Below are 15519 nucleotides of genomic sequence, written 5' to 3'. Positions count from 1 at the left end.
CCCGGGACATTCCCCGCGCAATGCCCCGGATCTAGGCCTTGCATGGACCGACCCTGTGATTTCCCCGGACAGCCCCTCCCCTTTCCCGCCCCGCCTGCCGGGCTGCCTGCCTGCACGGCTGCCGCTGGTCATCATCGGCGCCGGCCAGGCCGGGTTGTCGCTCAGCGCGCTCCTGCAGGAGGCCGGCGTCGAGCATCGCGTGCTGGAGGCCGAAACCGTGGGTGCCAGCTGGCGGCGGCGCTGGGATTCGTTCCAGACCAACACCGCCAACGCGACCATGGCCCTGCATGGCCATGCCTATGCCGGGGATGACCCGGAAGGGTTCATGGGGGCCCCGGAAGTGATCCGACGGCTGCGCGACTATGCCGACGAGCGCTCGTTGCCGATCAGCGAGGGGTGCGTGGTCCATCGGGTCGGGCCCGAGTCTGGTGGTTATGCCATCGACAGCAGCCGGGGGCTGATCCATGCCCAGGCGGTGGTGGTCGCCACCGGTGAATACCGCCGGGCGCGGTTGCCCCGGGCCCCCTTCGCGCCCGCACCAGGCCTCACCGTGCTGCACTCCAGCGACTACCGAAGTCCCGGCCGGCTACCCGAGGGCGCGGTGCTGGTCATCGGCGGCGGCCAGTCCGGCGCGCAGATCGCCCAGGACCTGCGCGACGGTGGTCGCAGCGTGTACTGGTCATTGGCCGATCGTCATTCGCACACCCGTCGGCTGCGCGGCAAGGACTCGATGACCTGGTGGGACATGGCCGGGCGCATCCATCAACACGTAAGCCAATCGGCGGCCGTACTGGCAGGCGAGCAGGACGCGCTGCGCAAGGCCCGCACTGCGGAGTTCCCGCTGATTTCCGGCAAGGGAGGCGCCGGCCTGGGCAGTTCGATCAGCCTGCTGGCGATGCACCGTGCAGGCATCAGGTTGCTGGGCCGGTTGCAGGAATTCAATGGGAACACCGCCCGCTTCGCCGATGTCCGCCCGCAACTTCGCGCCGCGATCAAAGCGACGCGGGCCGAGTATGCCTATCTCGATTCGCTGGCCAGCGCGTACTACGCCACGCGGCCCGAACCGCGCACCGACGATGCCCGCTACATTCCCGAAGAGGTCTACCTGCACTGGGAGCCGGAACCGTCCCCGTGCGAGCTGGATCTGCCGTCCACAGACATCCGCTCGGTGGTGCTGGCCACCGGTTTCGTCGCCGAGTGGCCCTGGCTCGATGTGCAGGGCGCGCTGGATGCCCACGGCTATCCGCTGGGCGAGTTTGGCGTTTCCCCGCAACCGGGCCTGTTCTTCATCGGCATGCACAACCTGCAGCGGATGAGTTCGTCGTTCCTGTGCAACGGCGGCCGCGATGCACGCGACCTGCTGCCGGCCATCCTGAGGCACCTTGGCGAGGGCGTCGGTACCGATTCCGGCACGGTGAAGCAAGGCGGCCGCCGGGCAACGCCCGGCGGCGCCAGACCCGCTTAACGGCCGGTCTTCACCTCGGTCCACAGCCGGGTGTAGAGCTTGTCGGTCTCCGGCGTGTTGATCGAGTAGGTGAACATCTTCTCGGCAACATCCGCCGGCGGATAGATGGTCGGGTCGGTGCGGATCGCCTCGTCCACCAGCGGCGTTGCGGTCGGGATCGGGTTGGCGTAGTGGATGAAGTTGGTGTTGGCCGCAGCGACCTTCGGTTCCAGCAGGTAGTTGATGAACCTGTAAGCCGCTTCCGGGTGCTTGGCGTCCTTCGGGATCGCCAGCATGTCGAACCACTGCGGCGCACCTTCCTTCGGGATCGAGTAGGCCACGTGCACGCCATTGCTGGCTTCCTCGGCGCGGTCGCGGGCCTGGATGATGTCACCGGACCAGCCGACCACCAGGCAGGTACCGCCGTTGGCCAGCGAACCCACGTACTGCGAGGAGTGGAAATTCTGAACGTACGGGCGGATCGACTTCAGCAGGTCGGCCGCCTTCTGCAGTTCGGCCGGGTCGCCGCTGTGCGGGTCCAGGCCCAGGTAATGCAGCGCGATCGGGATCATGTCGGCCGGCGTGTCCAGGATGGTCACGCCGCAGTCCTTCATCTTGCTGATGTTCTCCGGCTTGAACACCAGGTCCCAGCTGTTGGCGATGTCGGTGCTGCCACCGAAGCGCTGCTTCAGCATGTCCACGTTGTAGCCGATGCCGGTGGTGCCGATCATGTACGGCACGCCGTACTGGTTGCCCGGATCCTGGGTGGCGATGCGCTTCATCACCGCCGGATCGAGGTTGGCCAGGTTCGGGATCTTGCTCTTGTCCAGCGGCAGGAACACGCCGGCCTGGATCTGGCGGCCGAAGAAGTTCAGCGTCGGCACCACCACGTCGTAGCCGCTGTTGCCGGCCAGCAGCTTGGTCTCGACCATCTCATCGCTGTCGAACACATCGTAGGTCACCTTGATCCCGCTCTCCTTCTCGAAGGTCGGAATGGTGTCCTCGGCGATGTAATCGCTGTAGTTGTAGACGTTCAGGACCTGGCTGTCCTGCGCGCCGCCGTTGCCACCGCCACAGGCGGCAAGCATGGCGGAGGCCAGGCCGAGCGTGAGGATACGCAGCTTCATCGGGTGCTCCAGAATGCGGGAAGGGGGGCCGGTGGTGCCGGCGACGGGTGCCAGCCTACCCCCCGGCGGCGGATTTTTCTATTCCAGATGCTCAGACGTTCAGCAGCAGGAACTCGCGCTCCCACGAGCTGATGACGCGGAAAAAGGTCTCGTATTCCTTGCGCTTGACCGAGATGTAGGCGCGGCAGAAACGCTCGCCCAGCAGGGCCTGGAGCTCGCTGCACTGCTCCAGCCCGTCCAGCGCCTCGCCCAGCGAGCGCGGCAGGTTGTAGCCCAGTTCCTTCGCGCTGCCGGTCACCGGCGCGTCCGGCGCCAACCGCTCGCGGATGCCGAGCAGGCCGCAGGCCAGGGTCGCCGCCATTGCCAGGTACGGGTTGGCGTCGGAGCCGGCGAAACGGCTCTCCACGCGCATGTTTTCCGGCGTATCCAGCGGCACGCGCAGCCCGCAGGTACGGTTGTCGAAGCCCCAGTGCACGTTGCTCGGCGAGACCTCGCCGAACACCAGGCGGCGGTAGGAGTTCACGTTCGGCGCGAAGAACGCCATCGCCTGCGGCGCGTACTTCTGCAGGCCACCCAGGTAATGGCCGAACACTGGGCTGAACTCGCCCTCGGCATCGGAATCACCGGCAAAAACGTTGCTGCCGTCACTCATCCGCACCAGGCTCTGGTGGATGTGCATGGCACTGCCCGGCTCGTTCTCCATCGGCTTGGCCAGGAAGGTGGCATACACGCCGTGGCGCATCGCCGCCTCGCGCATGGTGCGCTTGAACAGGAATACCTGGTCGGCCAGGTCCATCGCATCGGCATGGGTGAAGTTGACCTCCAGCTGCGCCGCGCCCGATTCGTGGATCAGCGTGTCCACGTCCAGCTTCATCGCATCGGCGTAGTCGTACATCAGGTCGAGGATCGGGTCGAATTCGTTGACCGCGTCGATCGAGTACGACTGCCGCGCGGTCTCCGGGCGCCCGGAGCGGCCGGCCGGTGGCAGCAGCGGGAAGTCCGGGTCGGTGTTCTTCTGCACCAGGAAGAACTCAAGCTCCGGCGCCACCACCGGGCGCAGGCCCAGCTCGGCGTAGGCTGCCAGCACGCGGCGCAGCACGTTGCGCGGCGCCAGTTCGTGCGGCTCACCGCTCTTGGTGTAGCAATCGTGGATGACCTGCGCGGTGGCGTCGGCCGCCCACGGCACCATGCGCACCGTGTCCGGATCGGGGCGCAGCATCATGTCCGAGTCGGACGGCGAGGTCAGCTCGTAGTAATCGTCAGGGAACTCGCCGGTGACGGTGGTGGCGAAGATGCCCTCAGGCAGGCGCGTGCCGTAGTCGTGCGAGAACTTGTCGGCGGGAATGATCTTGCCGCGCGCGTTGCCGGTGATGTCCGGCACCAGGCATTCCACCTCGGTGATGCGCCGTTCCTTCAGCCAGCGCAGCAGGCTGCTTTCCTGCGGTGCGGGGGGCGTGGCCGTCTTGCGCGGGCGCGTTCGGGAACTCATCGGGAATCCAGTCGGTTCTGTTGGTGCTGCCGGCAAGCCTGGCCGAACGCACGGAAAATAGCGTGATAGAACGGCGCCTGCATGACACGCCACTCCGGGTGCCACTGTACGCCGAGCACGAAACGATGGTGCAGGCTGCGCGCCGCCTCGACCAGCCCATCGTCGGCCACGGCCTCGACCTGCAGGCCCTGCGCGAGGCGGGCAATGCCCTGCCCGTGCACCGAATTGACCTGCGCCCGGTCGCTGCCGTGCCACTGCGCCAGCCAGCCATCGGCAACCAGGGTAACCGCGTGGGCCGGTCCGTACTGCACCTCCACCGGCGCCTGCGGGTCTTCGCGATGGTCAGCCAGGCCAGGCACCGCGTGTACCTGCGGATGCAGGCTGCCACCCAGCGCGACGTTCAGTTCCTGGAAGCCGCGGCAGATCGCCAGTACTGGCAGGTCCAGCGCCAGCGCCTCGCGCAGCAGTGCGAAGGCATTGGCATCACGCGCCGGGTCATGCGGATTGCCCGGCCAGCTGCGGCCGCCCTCGTAGTGCTGCGGTTCGATGTTGCTGACCGCACCGGTCAGCAGCAGGCCATCGAGCCCCTGCAGCCAGTCGCCAGCCGGCAAAGTAGGCTGCAGGCTCGGCAGTACCACCGGGGTCACTTCGGCGGCCTCGGCCAGCGCGCGCACGTACTTCTCGCCGGCCACCGCGAAGCGGTGATGGCCGAGCACGGTACTGTCGGTGGGCAGGCCCACCCAGGGCAGGCGGCGCATGGAAAAACTCCTTGACGTGCCGACACGTTACCCGTCGCCCGGCGAAGGCGGCAAGTCGTCGCCGTCACACCATGGCTGTCACGCATCGGCGAAACTACGCGGGTGAATGCTGATCGTCCTCCCCCGCTCCCCCCTCCCGCACTGCGCCCGCGAGGCCTGCGGTGAGCGCCGCCTTCCCGCCCAGCTGGTATGCCGCCAGCCTGCCCGAACCGCCCGCCCTGCCCTCGTTGCGGGGGGATGTGCAGGCCGATGTCGCGGTGCTGGGCGCCGGCTATACCGGCCTGACCGCAGCCCTGGAACTGGCTACGCGCGGCCAGCGCGTGGTGGTGCTGGACGCGCAGCGGATCGGCTGGGGCGCGTCCGGTCGCAACGGTGGCCAGGCGCTGGTCGGCTATGGCTGCGAGGTGGACGAACTGGAGCGTCAGCTCGGTCGTGATGATGCGCGCCACCTGTTCGACTGGTCACGCGACGCGGTGCAGGCGATGCGCGCACGCATCGATCGGCACGGCATTGACTGTCATTGGGTGGAAGGCCACGCCAGCGTCGCCATCCGCGAACGCCATGAGCGCGACCTGCAGGCCAACTGCGAGCATCTGCAACGCCACTACGACTACCCCATGCAGTGGTGGGACCGTGATGCCCTGCGCGCACAGCTGGACAGCCCACGCTACCGCGCCGCGATGTTCGATCCGCTCAGCGCGCATCTGCAGCCCCTGGCCTATGCCCGCGGACTGGCCGATGCGGCGCGTGCGGCCGGCGCGGTGATCCATGAGAACTCCGCAGTGACCCGCGTGCAGCGCGGACCGCAGCCCACCCTGCATACCGCGCAGGGAAGCGTGCGCGCTGCGCATCTGGTGGTGGCCGGCAACGCCTGGTTGCAGGGCCTGCTGCCCGAGCTGGAACGGCGGATCATGCCCGTCGGCACCTATATCGGGGCCAGCGCGCCGCTGGGTGCCGAACGCGCCCGTGCCCTGATCGGCAACAACATGGCCGTGGCCGACACCGCCTGGGCACTGGATTACTTCCGTCTCAGCCACGACCATCGCCTGCTGTTTGGTGGCCGTGCCAGCTATTCAGCACTACCGCCACCCGGCCTGCGCGGGGTGATGCAGCGGCGCATGCACCAGGTGTTCCCGCAGCTGGCCGACGTGCCACTGGAGCAGGTCTGGGGCGGTTATGTGGACATTACCCGCAACCGCGCCCCGCATTGGGGCCGGCTGGACGGCAATCTGTACTTCGCGCAGGGGTTCTCCGGCCATGGGGTGGCCGCCGCCGGGCTGGCCGGCGAGGTGATCGCCGCCGCCATTGCAGGCCAGAGTGAGCGCTTGGACGTGTTCCAGCGCCTGCGGCATGCCCCCTTCCCTGGCGGCCGGCTGCTGCGCACGCCACTGCTGGTGGCGGCGATGTCGTGGTACAAGCTGCGGGATGCGTTGTGGTAGCGGGGCCCTTCCCAGCCACATAATCGGCGCAGGAGCTGGGGAGCACGTGGATGCAGTGGTGGAAAGACGGCCTGCTGGTGAGGATACGGGTCAGCCCCGAAGGGCTGGCGCTGGCGCTGCTCTATGCCCTCGCCTGCTGGGGTGCGCGCAAGCTGTCACTGGACCAGTTCTTCCTGCCCGCCGGCGTGCGGGTGGCCGCATTGCTGTTGTGCCCGCCCCGTCTTTGGCCCTACCTGCTGATGGGTGAATACGCCTACTTCGCGCATCTGCGCATCCCCCTGATCAGCAAATACAACCTGACCTGGGTGATCCTGGCCTCGGTATTCCTGATGCCTGCCGTGATGCTGATCGTGCGCCTGCATCGGAAGCTGCTGGCACGCACCACGATCGTCGGCGTGATCTCCATTGCGGTATGCGCCGCGACGGTCATCAGCCTGCTCAACCTGGGAATCTCGTACCTGCTCTGGGAGCCGTTGCAGAACGCGTCATTCATCACCAACGTGTTGCGCTATGCGCTGGGCGATTTCACCGGCATCCTGATCCTGGCGCCTCTGGCACTACTGTGGATACGCCGCGCCGAGGAGCAATGGACGCCCCGGTCAGTTGCTGCTGTGGCAGGAGCACTCGCAGCCATGCTGCTCGTTGGCCGACAGGCGACTCCGGTACCTGCCTCGATCACGGCGCCTGGCTCGCTGCAGTTGTTGTTGATCCTGCCTATTCCCGCAATCGCCCTGACCTGCCTACTGGGATGGCGCGGTGCGGCCATCGGTGTCGCTGCCGTGAACATGATCCTTGGCCTGAGCACCCCTTCGGACCACCCGGCGTCATTCGATCAAGCGACCTTCGCTACCCAGCAGGCCATGGCCATCGCCAGCATCGCCCTGCTGTTGCTGGGCGCGCGCATCACTCACTTCCAGAACCAGCACCGGTTGCGCGAGGAAGATGGCAGAGCGGCACTGCAGCTTGCACGGAATTCACATCTGGCCAGCGAGATGGACCTGCGTGAGCGCGCGGCCCATCTGCGCCAGTTGGGCGATGGCATGGACCTGTCGCTGAACGAAATGGTGAACTGGCTGCATGCGCAGGGCCATCACGCCGTGGCTGACAGCCTGCGGCATACCTCGGAGGTGCATTCACGCCTGTTCCGGGCCCAGGCCAGCATGATCTATCCCGCCGCCCTGGAACGACTGGGCTTGTATGTGGCGTTGCAAGCCGGTGGGGTGCGTGAGGCTTGGAACGCCACGCATCGAATCGGGCAACCCAGGTTGATGGGTGATCCCTGCCAGCTCAGCCCCGGTCTGCAGCTGGCAGCCTATCGCTCGATCGTCGAAGCGGTTTCGATCCTCCTGGGCAGCGAAAAAGGCCAGCTCATGGTCCGGGCCCGCTGCGGGCAACGTGCCGGTCACCGCGGCATCGTCGTTGTGGTTGCGGCGATGGATCCGCATCAGACGCTGTCAACGGCAACCTTCGATCTTGCGACGTCCCAATTATCGGCTCGGATAACCGCCTATCGTGGTGCGCTGCATTGTGGCCGTAGGAGAATCAGGCTGATGCTGATTGAAGCAGCCGATGCATCACAGGGCGAAGAGGCCTCGGTCTGGGGAACCGGTGTACCTGCCGGACTGAAGCCGCCTGGGACAGCCCCCCACTCTTGGTAGCCAGGTGAAAAATGCGATGAATATCACAACCTTGCCGTGACATTCCCCAAGTCTCCTTTTCGTATGTCCGCATCACGGATAGAAGGGTGAGATTGCACCCATCTGAATCTATCGATACTGTCGCGCTAAAGGGAGTGCGTCATGTATCGACTGGACAGCGATAGTGTTCGACGAGCAGGGGAGGCTTGCGTTTGAAGTGGCTGAGAAATGGCTTTGAGCTGAGTTTCCGTATCCGCCCGGCAGGCCTTGCGCTGGCGGTACTCTACGCTGTCGCGTGCTGGGCCACCTGGCACCTTTCCGTCGATCAGTTCTTCCTTCCGGCTGGAATCCGTGTTGCGGCGCTCTTGCTGACCCCGAAGCGAATGTGGGCGTATCTGGTCCTTGGCGAGTATGCCTACTTCGCCCACATGCGCTATCCGATGATTGAAGATTACGGAATGGCCTGGGTCATTTTCGGATCTGCGTGCCTCATACCCGCGGTGGCGCTGATCGTTCATCTTCACCACAAGCTGATAGCTTCCACCACCGAAAGCTGGTTGCTTTCGATCGCGGCATCCGCTGCGCTGGTGGCCACTTCTCTCAAGCTCGGTCTGATTCACATGCTGTGGCCAGCTCCACCGAGCATGCCGTTCTACACGAACGCGATGCTCTACGTGCTCAGCGACTACATTGCAATCCTTACGGTCGCGCCCCTGGCGCTGCTCTGGATACGCCGACACAGCGGCTACGACTGGACGACCTGGCGACGCCGACCGACCATCGCTGCCCTCACTTCGCTGGGCATGCTGGGCGCTCTGCTGCTCCAGGTCGGCACGGAGGATCACTCTGCACGAGCAACGCTGCAGTTGTTGCTGGTGCTGCCAGTCATCGCACTGACTTGCATGCACGGTTGGCGGGGGGCCGCTGTAGGTGTTCCGCTGATGAACATCATCCTCAGCCAGACCATGCCGACCACGGGTCTCCCCGGCTCATTCGACGAGACCACCTTCTTCACCCAGCAGATCATTGCCATCACCAGTACAGCGCTTATCGCGCTGGGACCGCGCATCACCCATCATTACAATCAGCGCACACCTGTAGCGATGTCAGCATCACGGGTCAATGCACTCTCGCGCTCGGCGCATCTTGCCAACGAGCAGGACCTGCGCGAACGCGCGCTGGGCCTGCGCCAGATTGCAGATGACATCGAAGAGGCTCTGGGAGAGACTGTGCAACAACTCAAGGCCGATGGCCATGAAGTTCCTGCGTCTGATCTGCTCCGCACCTTCTCGCAACGCTCACGGCGATTCCGTGAACTGACCAGTATGGTCTATCCCACGGAGCTCGAGCATGCAGGCCTCTATGTCGCCTTGCGTGCGGGTGGACTCAGCGAAACCTGGAACGCCAGCCACCGGATCGTCCGTCCGATACTTGGCGGGGATCCATGCCAGCTGAGCATGGGCCTGCAACTTGCCGCGTATCGCACCTTTGCCGAAGCCGTATCGCTTTTCCTGAAGGACGAAACCGGCCAGATCCAGATCAGCGCTCGCTGCGGTCGCTATAGAGGCATGCACGGTATCGTGCTGAGGGTCGCGCTGCTGGACCGACATCGCGCACTCGCCTCGCGAACCATGGAAAGCGCCATTGATCGACTCTCTGCACGCGTGCACGCCTATTCGGGACGCGTGCAATGCCGGGGCCACCGCATCACCATGGTGTTGCTGGACACTGCAGGCGAGTCCGAGCGCGGAACACTTCCATACAAGCGAAACGACATTTGCGAGACGCCCGCGCGCCAGTGATCACAGGCGGACGATCAATAGCCCAGGCGACGCCTGTGGCTCGCCCCCGTAGAGGTGTTTCCTCCCTCTGCGAAGCAAGCCACAGGCAGGCCACCTGTATTCAGCCCGTCATTTGTTACTGACCCCGCGCTCGACCGACCAGACTGCCCCACGCCCCTCTCCATAGACGACCAGAGAAAAATCAGGCCCGCGGAAGACAACGCTGCGGCGAGCATTCTTCGGTATCGCCAGAGGCTTGGACGGCAGCGACACGCGAGCTACGGTCTTGCCGGCCGGCAAGGCCCAGAACGTCGATTCGATGTTGGCAACGATCAGATTGACCTGGCCGGTCAAATCATTGACCTGGTAGTACGACACCCCATCCCGCTCGAATGCGTAGACAAGCCATGCGGGATCTGAACTCAGATCAAGCGCTGCGGGCTGGCTCTCACCCAACCCAGCCGTTGCCAGTGGCACACCCTGCCCTCCGCCCGGACAGCAGGCAAACGACAGCGCAGGAACGACCAGCAGCGCAGCAGCGGCGCTCAACTTCGACAACCGGGAAAATCTCACAGGCATCTCCATGATTGAAAGGTGGACAACATCAAGGCAACACAGGCGCGGCCCTGGCAGATAGTGCAATATCCCCTGAGTGCCCCATGGCGACGTGAACAATCTCAGGATTCGCCTCCCTGTCAGCATACCTGCGCCACTCACAACCCCGCCGTTCACATCACTCGCCCTACGTGGATACGAACAACGGCGGAGTTTCTGCCAATACCGTTGCACACCCCGCGAAGTATCGCTACTTTCGCCGCTGGACCGTTACCGCCCCGAGAGAATGTGAGCGTTGCTCGCGTACCAGCCCATCCGAGATGGAGCGCCGTGAAGAACATGGCACTAGCCGGCATTCCGGTGCACCCGGCCGGGCTTCTCTTGGCTGCCGCCTACGCTATTGCCTGCATATCCGCCCGACAGTTTTCCCTGGACCAGTTTTTCCTTCCTGCCGGTATCCGGGTGGCAGCGCTTTTGATCGTTCCACAACGTCGATGGCCTTATGTATTGCTGGGAGAATGGGGCTACTTTGCATATCTGCGCATCCCTACGATCGACGAGTACGGCCTGGAATGGGTCATCCTGGCGTCCACGCTGCTGATGCCGATGGCGATGCTGATAGTTCACCTCCATCTGAGAAAAACCATATCCGAGGCAGCCACCGGATTCTGGCTGCTGTCCCTCTCAACGTCGGCAGCAGTTGCGGTCACCGGTGTCAACCTGAGTCTTTCTCGCCTGCTGTGGCCAGTTCCTCCCCCAGATACGCTGCTGGATGCTGCCGAAAGAGTGGTATTTGGTCATTTTGCCGCGATCATTACCATGGCTCCACTGGCCCTTCTTTGGGCCCGGCGGCGCTCCGGTTCTCCATGGCAGAAGAGGTTGCTCGTTCCATCCCTCGTGGCCATTGCCCTGATGCTGGCCTTGGGGCTATGCATGCAGCTGATTTCGACGAATGCCCATTCGACCCGTACGCACCTTGTGCTGTTGGCGGCATTGCCCGCCATCACCTTGACCTTCATGCATGGATGGCGTGGCGCTGCCATCGCGATTCCACTGTTGAACCTTCCACTTCATTTCGCCACCCCCAGCACCGGCCTGCCGGCCTCGTTCGATCTGGGCACGTTTTCCACCCAACAGAACATGGCGGTGATGAGTGTCGCGTTGCTTGCGCTCGGTTCCAGCATCAGCTATCACCATCAGCGCGCCCGATCCCGCGGCCTGGCCGAGGAAACGACACTACGTCTGGCACGCAGTTCCCACCAAACCAGCGAACGTGAGCTGCGTGAACGGGCCATCCATCTCAAGCACTTGGGAGAAGGCATGGACAGCTCGCTCGGCGAGATGGTCAACTGGCTGAAATCCCAAGGCCACCACGCGGTAGCGAGCAGCCTGCTACATGCCTCCTCCGTGCATTCACGCCTTTTCCGGGAGCAGGCCAGCCTGGTTTATCCGACCGGACTGGAGCAAGTCGGGCTCTACGTCACCCTGCAAGCAGGTGGCGCAAGTGGAGTCTGGAAGAACAGCGATCGCGTCACGGTGCATGACCTTGCCGGCAACCCCTGCCTGTTGAGCGTAGAGCTTCAACTGGCGATCTACCGCACCGTGATCGAAGCAGTATCGATTCTGCTGGAATTGGAATCCGGTCAGATCTGCATCCGGGCTCGCTGTGGCGTTGCCGGACGTCAGCGCGGCATCGTCGTGGTGGTGGGCCTGCTCGATCGCAGACAAGGGTTGTCGACTCACACCATGAGTCAGGCCGTTGAACGACTCTCTGGCCGAATCCTGCCCTACGGCGGCGCGGTGCAGTGCCGTCACAATCGGCTCCGGATCGCGCTATCTGAGCCCACACAGAGACCATCATCGACCGTTCCTTAATCTGAGCTACAAATCGCCAGACACACCCGCCATGGACCGCTAAAGTTACGCCCGAAACCGCCGCTATCCGTGCCGAGCCCTCCTTCGTGAGCCACCGCATCATGCCCGTCCTGCCGCAGGCCGCCGTCGATGGCGACCTGGCCGATCCCCTGCCACAGCGGATCCTGCTGGTCGAAAATTCCCGTGCGTTCACCGGCATGCTGCGCGAAGCCATCGAACAGCGCCTGGAACTGCCGGTGGTGATCGCCTCCACCCTCGCCGAGGCCGATCGCCTGCTCAGCGAAGGTGCCGGCTGGTTCCTGGTGCTGACCGGGCTGGTGCTGGCCGACGGCGACCGTGATGCGGTGGTCGAGTTCTTCCTGAAGCGCGACCTGCCAACGGTGGTGGTCAGCGGCGTGTACGACGAGGACCTGCGCAAGCGCGTGCTGCAGCAGCAGATCATCGATTACGTGCTGAAGAACACCCCCGGCAGCATCGATTACCTGGTGTGGCTGGTGCAGCGGCTGGAACGCAACCGCCGCATCGCCGCGCTGGTGGTGGACGATTCGCCGTCCGCGCGTGGCTATGCCGCAGCCCTGCTGCGCATGTACGGCCATGAGGTGCATGAGGCCGCCGACGGCAACGAGGGGCTGTCTGCGATCGAAGCGCATCCTGCGATCCGCCTCGCCGTGGTCGATCAGGAAATGCCGGGCATGCAGGGCGTGGAGTTCACCCGTCGCCTGCGCACCCTGCGCTCGCGCGACAAGGTGGCAGTGATCGGCATCTCCGGCAATACCGATGCCTCGCTGATCCCACGCTTCCTTAAGAACGGTGCGAACGACTTCCTGCGCAAGCCGTTCTCGCGCGAGGAGTTTTTCTGCCGCGTCTCGCAGAACGTGGACCAGCTGGAGCTGATCGGCACTCTGCAGGATCTGGCCACCCGCGACTTCCTTACCGGGCTGCCCAACCGACGCTTCTTCCTGGAGCAGAGCCAGCGCCAGCTGCCGCAGCTGCAGCTGCATGGCCAGTGCGTGGCGGTGGCGATGATCGACATCGACCACTTCAAGCACATCAACGACACCTACGGCCACGAGGCCGGCGACGACGCGCTGCGCGCGGTGGCCGGCGCGGTGGCCGCACACGCACGCAACCACGACCTGATCGCGCGCTTCGGCGGCGAGGAGTTCTGCCTGCTGGTGCCGGACATGGAGCAGGACGAGGCGCTGCTGTACTTCGAGGAGCTGCGCCAGCGCATCGCTGCGCTGGAAGTGGACATCGGCAGCGCTACCCTGCGCATGACCGTGAGCATCGGCCTGTGCTGCCTGCGCCCGCAGCGCGATGCGCTGCACCGGCTGATCTCCGAGGCCGACCGCCAGCTGTACCTGGCCAAGGCCGGTGGCCGCAACCGGGTCAGCTGCACCACGGTGGCCAGCCCGCTGCGCCCCCGCGAGCCTGCCCTGCCTTGACCGGCCCGCCTTGATCCAGATCAACGCCGCACCCGCGCGGCAGTTCTACAGTCGGCCCCGACATACGCATGAAGGGGAGCCGGGGGATGGCACTACTGGTCTGGCAGGACGATCTGAACATCGGCATCGATGTGATCGACCAACAACACCGCCGCATCATCGAGATGCTCAACCACCTGCACGTGGCACAGGCCAGCATGCAGCGTGCGGCGGTGGGTGAAGTGATCGACGAGGTGGTGGACTACACCCTGTCGCACTTCGCCTTCGAAGAAGAGCTGATGGAGGAGGCGGGCTATCCGTTCTGTGCCGCGCACAAGCGCGTGCACGAGGTCTTCATCAAGCGCGTCTCGGAATACCGCATGCGCTTCCAGGCCGGCGAGGACATCAGCGACGAACTACGCACCATGCTCTCGCGCTGGCTGTTCAACCACATCCGCGGTGATGACCAGGCCTATGCCGAACAGGTCAAGGCGCACCTGAACCAGTTCGCCCGCGAACACCAGGGCGGCGGCTGGCTGGGGCGCACGCTCAAGCGCTTCTTTGGTTGAGCCGCAGGGCGCGCCGGTGCAGTGCTACCAGCGCGCACAGGGTAGCTACCGCAGTCAGGCACAGGTAGTAGCCGACCGCGACCAGGCCGAAGCGTTCCGCCAGCCAGGTGGCCAGGTACGGCGCCGGCGCCGCACCCAGAATGCCGGCCAGGTTGAATGACAGCGAGGCGCCGGTGTAGCGCACTTCCACCGGGTAGATTTCGGCCAGGAAGGTGCCACAGGGGCCGTAGGTCAGCCCCATCAGGAACAATCCCAGGCACAGGAACGCAGTGACCAGCCATGGGCTGTGCGGCTGGAACAGCGGTGCGAACAGCACGCCGAAGCCGACAATCAGCACGCTGGCGACGATCATGGTGCGGCGCGTCCCCCAGCGGTCGCCATAGCGCGCCGACAGCGGGATGCCCAGCGCGAAGAACAGCATGCCGGCCATCTGCATCAGCAGGAACTGCTCGCGGCTGTAACCCAGCACCGCCGTGCCATGGCCGAGGCTGAACACGGTCATCAGGTAGAACAGCACGAAGGTGGCGAACGCGCCCAGGGTACCCAGCAGCATCGGCACCGGGTGGTCACGCAGCACCGTCCACATCGGCAGCCGCACCGGTGCTTTGCGCTCCAGCGCCTGCCTGAAATCGGGGGTCTCGTGGATGTTCAGGCGCACCCACAGGCCAAGGCCGACCAGCAGCGCGCTGGCCACGAACGGAATGCGCCAGCCCCACTGCAGGAAGTCACCCTGGCTCAGGCAACGGCCCAACACCAGGAAGATGCCGGCCGACAACAGGAAGCCGAGTGGCGCGCCCAGCTGCGGGAACATGCCGTACCAGGCGCGCTTGCCCGGCGGAGCGTTCTCAGTGGCCAGCAGCACCGCCCCGCCCCACTCGCCACCCAGCCCCAGGCCCTGGCCGAAGCGGCACAGCGCCAGCAACGCGGGGGCCCACAGGCCAATCTGTGCATGGGTGGGCAACAGGCCGATCAGCACCGTGGACAGGCCCATGGTCAGCAGCGCGGCCACCAGCGTGGCCTTGCGGCCGATACGGTCACCGAAGTGGCCGAACACTGCCGAGCCCACCGGGCGCGCGATGAACGCGACCGCGAACGTTGCCAGCGACTGCAGCAGGGCTGCCTGCTCGCTGCTGTCCGGGAAGAACAGGTGCGGGAACACCAGCACGGCGGCCGTGGCGTAGATGTAGAAATCGAAGAATTCGATGGTGGTGCCGATCAGGCTGGCCAGCAGGACACGACGGGGGGAATTCACGGGCGGCGCGGCAGCGGTGATCGTCGACATCGGCAACACGGGTAACGGCGGATCGCCCGATTCTGCCACGGGCCGATGGCCGCACGGGGCGATGGTTTCAGCCGACACCGATGCCAACGGAATTTTTCGGGCCACCCGCTAGGCTGCGCCACCGGTCCCTGCATGGACG

At 65.0% G+C, this 15519-nt stretch carries 12 protein-coding genes; 7 read left to right on the top strand and 5 right to left on the bottom strand.

Annotated features, from left to right (window positions below; translation table 11 throughout):
• The first annotated feature begins 55 nt into the window (after positions 1–55).
• Positions 56–1465: a flavin-containing monooxygenase gene (locus AC5P9W_RS06025; protein ID WP_329866202.1), complete on the top strand. Its 1410-nt coding sequence runs from the start codon at positions 56–58 to the stop codon at positions 1463–1465.
• Here AC5P9W_RS06025 and AC5P9W_RS06020 read toward each other — a convergent pair.
• From AC5P9W_RS06020 to AC5P9W_RS06010, 3 genes are all read right to left on the bottom strand, one after another.
• Entirely contained in the window at positions 1462–2571 is a 1110-nt protein-coding gene (locus tag AC5P9W_RS06020; protein ID WP_019659050.1) for a polyamine ABC transporter substrate-binding protein, read from the bottom strand. The genes AC5P9W_RS06025 and AC5P9W_RS06020 overlap by 4 nt on opposite strands.
• A 91-nt stretch (positions 2572–2662) precedes the next feature.
• Complete coding sequence (locus AC5P9W_RS06015) at positions 2663–4060, bottom strand: glutamine synthetase family protein (RefSeq protein ID WP_021203558.1); 1398 nt, start codon at positions 4058–4060, stop codon at positions 2663–2665.
• Positions 4057–4818 carry a gamma-glutamyl-gamma-aminobutyrate hydrolase family protein gene (locus AC5P9W_RS06010; RefSeq protein WP_111097887.1) on the bottom strand — a complete coding sequence of 254 codons (762 nt, stop codon included), beginning with the start codon at positions 4816–4818 and terminating at the stop codon, positions 4057–4059. The genes AC5P9W_RS06015 and AC5P9W_RS06010 overlap by 4 nt, the downstream gene beginning before the upstream one ends.
• A gap of 161 nt (positions 4819–4979) precedes the next feature.
• On the opposite strand from AC5P9W_RS06010, the gene AC5P9W_RS06005 reads away from it, so the two are divergent.
• The 3 genes from AC5P9W_RS06005 (at position 4980) to AC5P9W_RS05995 (ending at position 9696) form a co-directional block, all read left to right on the top strand.
• On the top strand, positions 4980–6257 hold the full coding sequence (locus AC5P9W_RS06005) for an NAD(P)/FAD-dependent oxidoreductase (RefSeq protein WP_111097886.1): 1278 nt from the start codon (positions 4980–4982) through the stop codon (positions 6255–6257).
• Between the two features lie 50 nt (positions 6258–6307).
• Positions 6308–7915: an MASE1 domain-containing protein gene (locus AC5P9W_RS06000; protein WP_188250432.1), complete on the top strand. Its 1608-nt coding sequence runs from the start codon at positions 6308–6310 to the stop codon at positions 7913–7915.
• Positions 7916–8106: 191 nt separating this feature from the next.
• Positions 8107–9696, top strand: coding sequence for an MASE1 domain-containing protein (locus AC5P9W_RS05995; RefSeq protein WP_031270281.1), 1590 nt, complete (start codon positions 8107–8109; stop codon positions 9694–9696).
• 108 nt (positions 9697–9804) lie between these two features.
• On the opposite strand, the gene AC5P9W_RS05990 is transcribed toward AC5P9W_RS05995, so the two are convergent.
• Positions 9805–10224, bottom strand: coding sequence for a hypothetical protein (locus tag AC5P9W_RS05990; RefSeq protein WP_227853851.1), 420 nt, complete (start codon positions 10222–10224; stop codon positions 9805–9807).
• A gap of 345 nt (positions 10225–10569) precedes the next feature.
• On the opposite strand from AC5P9W_RS05990, the gene AC5P9W_RS05985 reads away from it, so the two are divergent.
• The 3 genes from AC5P9W_RS05985 (at position 10570) to AC5P9W_RS05975 (ending at position 14098) form a co-directional block, all read left to right on the top strand.
• The gene (locus AC5P9W_RS05985; protein ID WP_021203552.1) at positions 10570–12105 is read left to right on the top strand and encodes an MASE1 domain-containing protein; all 1536 of its coding nucleotides are present in this window, start codon (positions 10570–10572) and stop codon (positions 12103–12105) included.
• 101 nt (positions 12106–12206) lie between these two features.
• The gene (locus AC5P9W_RS05980; protein ID WP_111102043.1) at positions 12207–13550 is read left to right on the top strand and encodes a diguanylate cyclase; all 1344 of its coding nucleotides are present in this window, start codon (positions 12207–12209) and stop codon (positions 13548–13550) included.
• An 86-nt stretch (positions 13551–13636) separates the two neighbouring features.
• Complete coding sequence (locus tag AC5P9W_RS05975; protein WP_019659057.1) at positions 13637–14098, top strand: bacteriohemerythrin; 462 nt, start codon at positions 13637–13639, stop codon at positions 14096–14098.
• Here AC5P9W_RS05975 and AC5P9W_RS05970 read toward each other — a convergent pair.
• Positions 14079–15371 (bottom strand): MFS transporter, encoded by a 1293-nt coding sequence (locus AC5P9W_RS05970; protein WP_180832791.1) that lies wholly within the window; start codon positions 15369–15371, stop codon positions 14079–14081. The two genes, AC5P9W_RS05975 and AC5P9W_RS05970, sit on opposite strands and share 20 nt — an antisense overlap.
• Positions 15372–15519: the final 148 nt, after the last annotated feature.

Source organism: Stenotrophomonas sp. YJH_SMC_33, from assembly GCF_059372295.1.
Note: the sequence above shows the minus strand (reverse complement) of the source record. Positions and strands in the feature narration are given on the sequence as shown.

Coding starts and splice junctions, on each gene's coding strand:
- AC5P9W_RS06020 (WP_019659050.1), bottom strand. CDS start 2,571: ATGAAGCTGCGTATCCTCACGCTCGGCCTGGCCTCCGCCATGCTTGCC.
- AC5P9W_RS06015 (WP_021203558.1), bottom strand. CDS start 4,060: ATGAGTTCCCGAACGCGCCCGCGCAAGACGGCCACGCCCCCCGCACCG.
- AC5P9W_RS06010 (WP_111097887.1), bottom strand. CDS start 4,818: ATGCGCCGCCTGCCCTGGGTGGGCCTGCCCACCGACAGTACCGTGCTC.
- AC5P9W_RS06000 (WP_188250432.1), top strand. CDS start 6,308: ATGCAGTGGTGGAAAGACGGCCTGCTGGTGAGGATACGGGTCAGCCCC.
- AC5P9W_RS05985 (WP_021203552.1), top strand. CDS start 10,570: ATGGCACTAGCCGGCATTCCGGTGCACCCGGCCGGGCTTCTCTTGGCT.
- AC5P9W_RS05980 (WP_111102043.1), top strand. CDS start 12,207: ATGCCCGTCCTGCCGCAGGCCGCCGTCGATGGCGACCTGGCCGATCCC.
- AC5P9W_RS05975 (WP_019659057.1), top strand. CDS start 13,637: ATGGCACTACTGGTCTGGCAGGACGATCTGAACATCGGCATCGATGTG.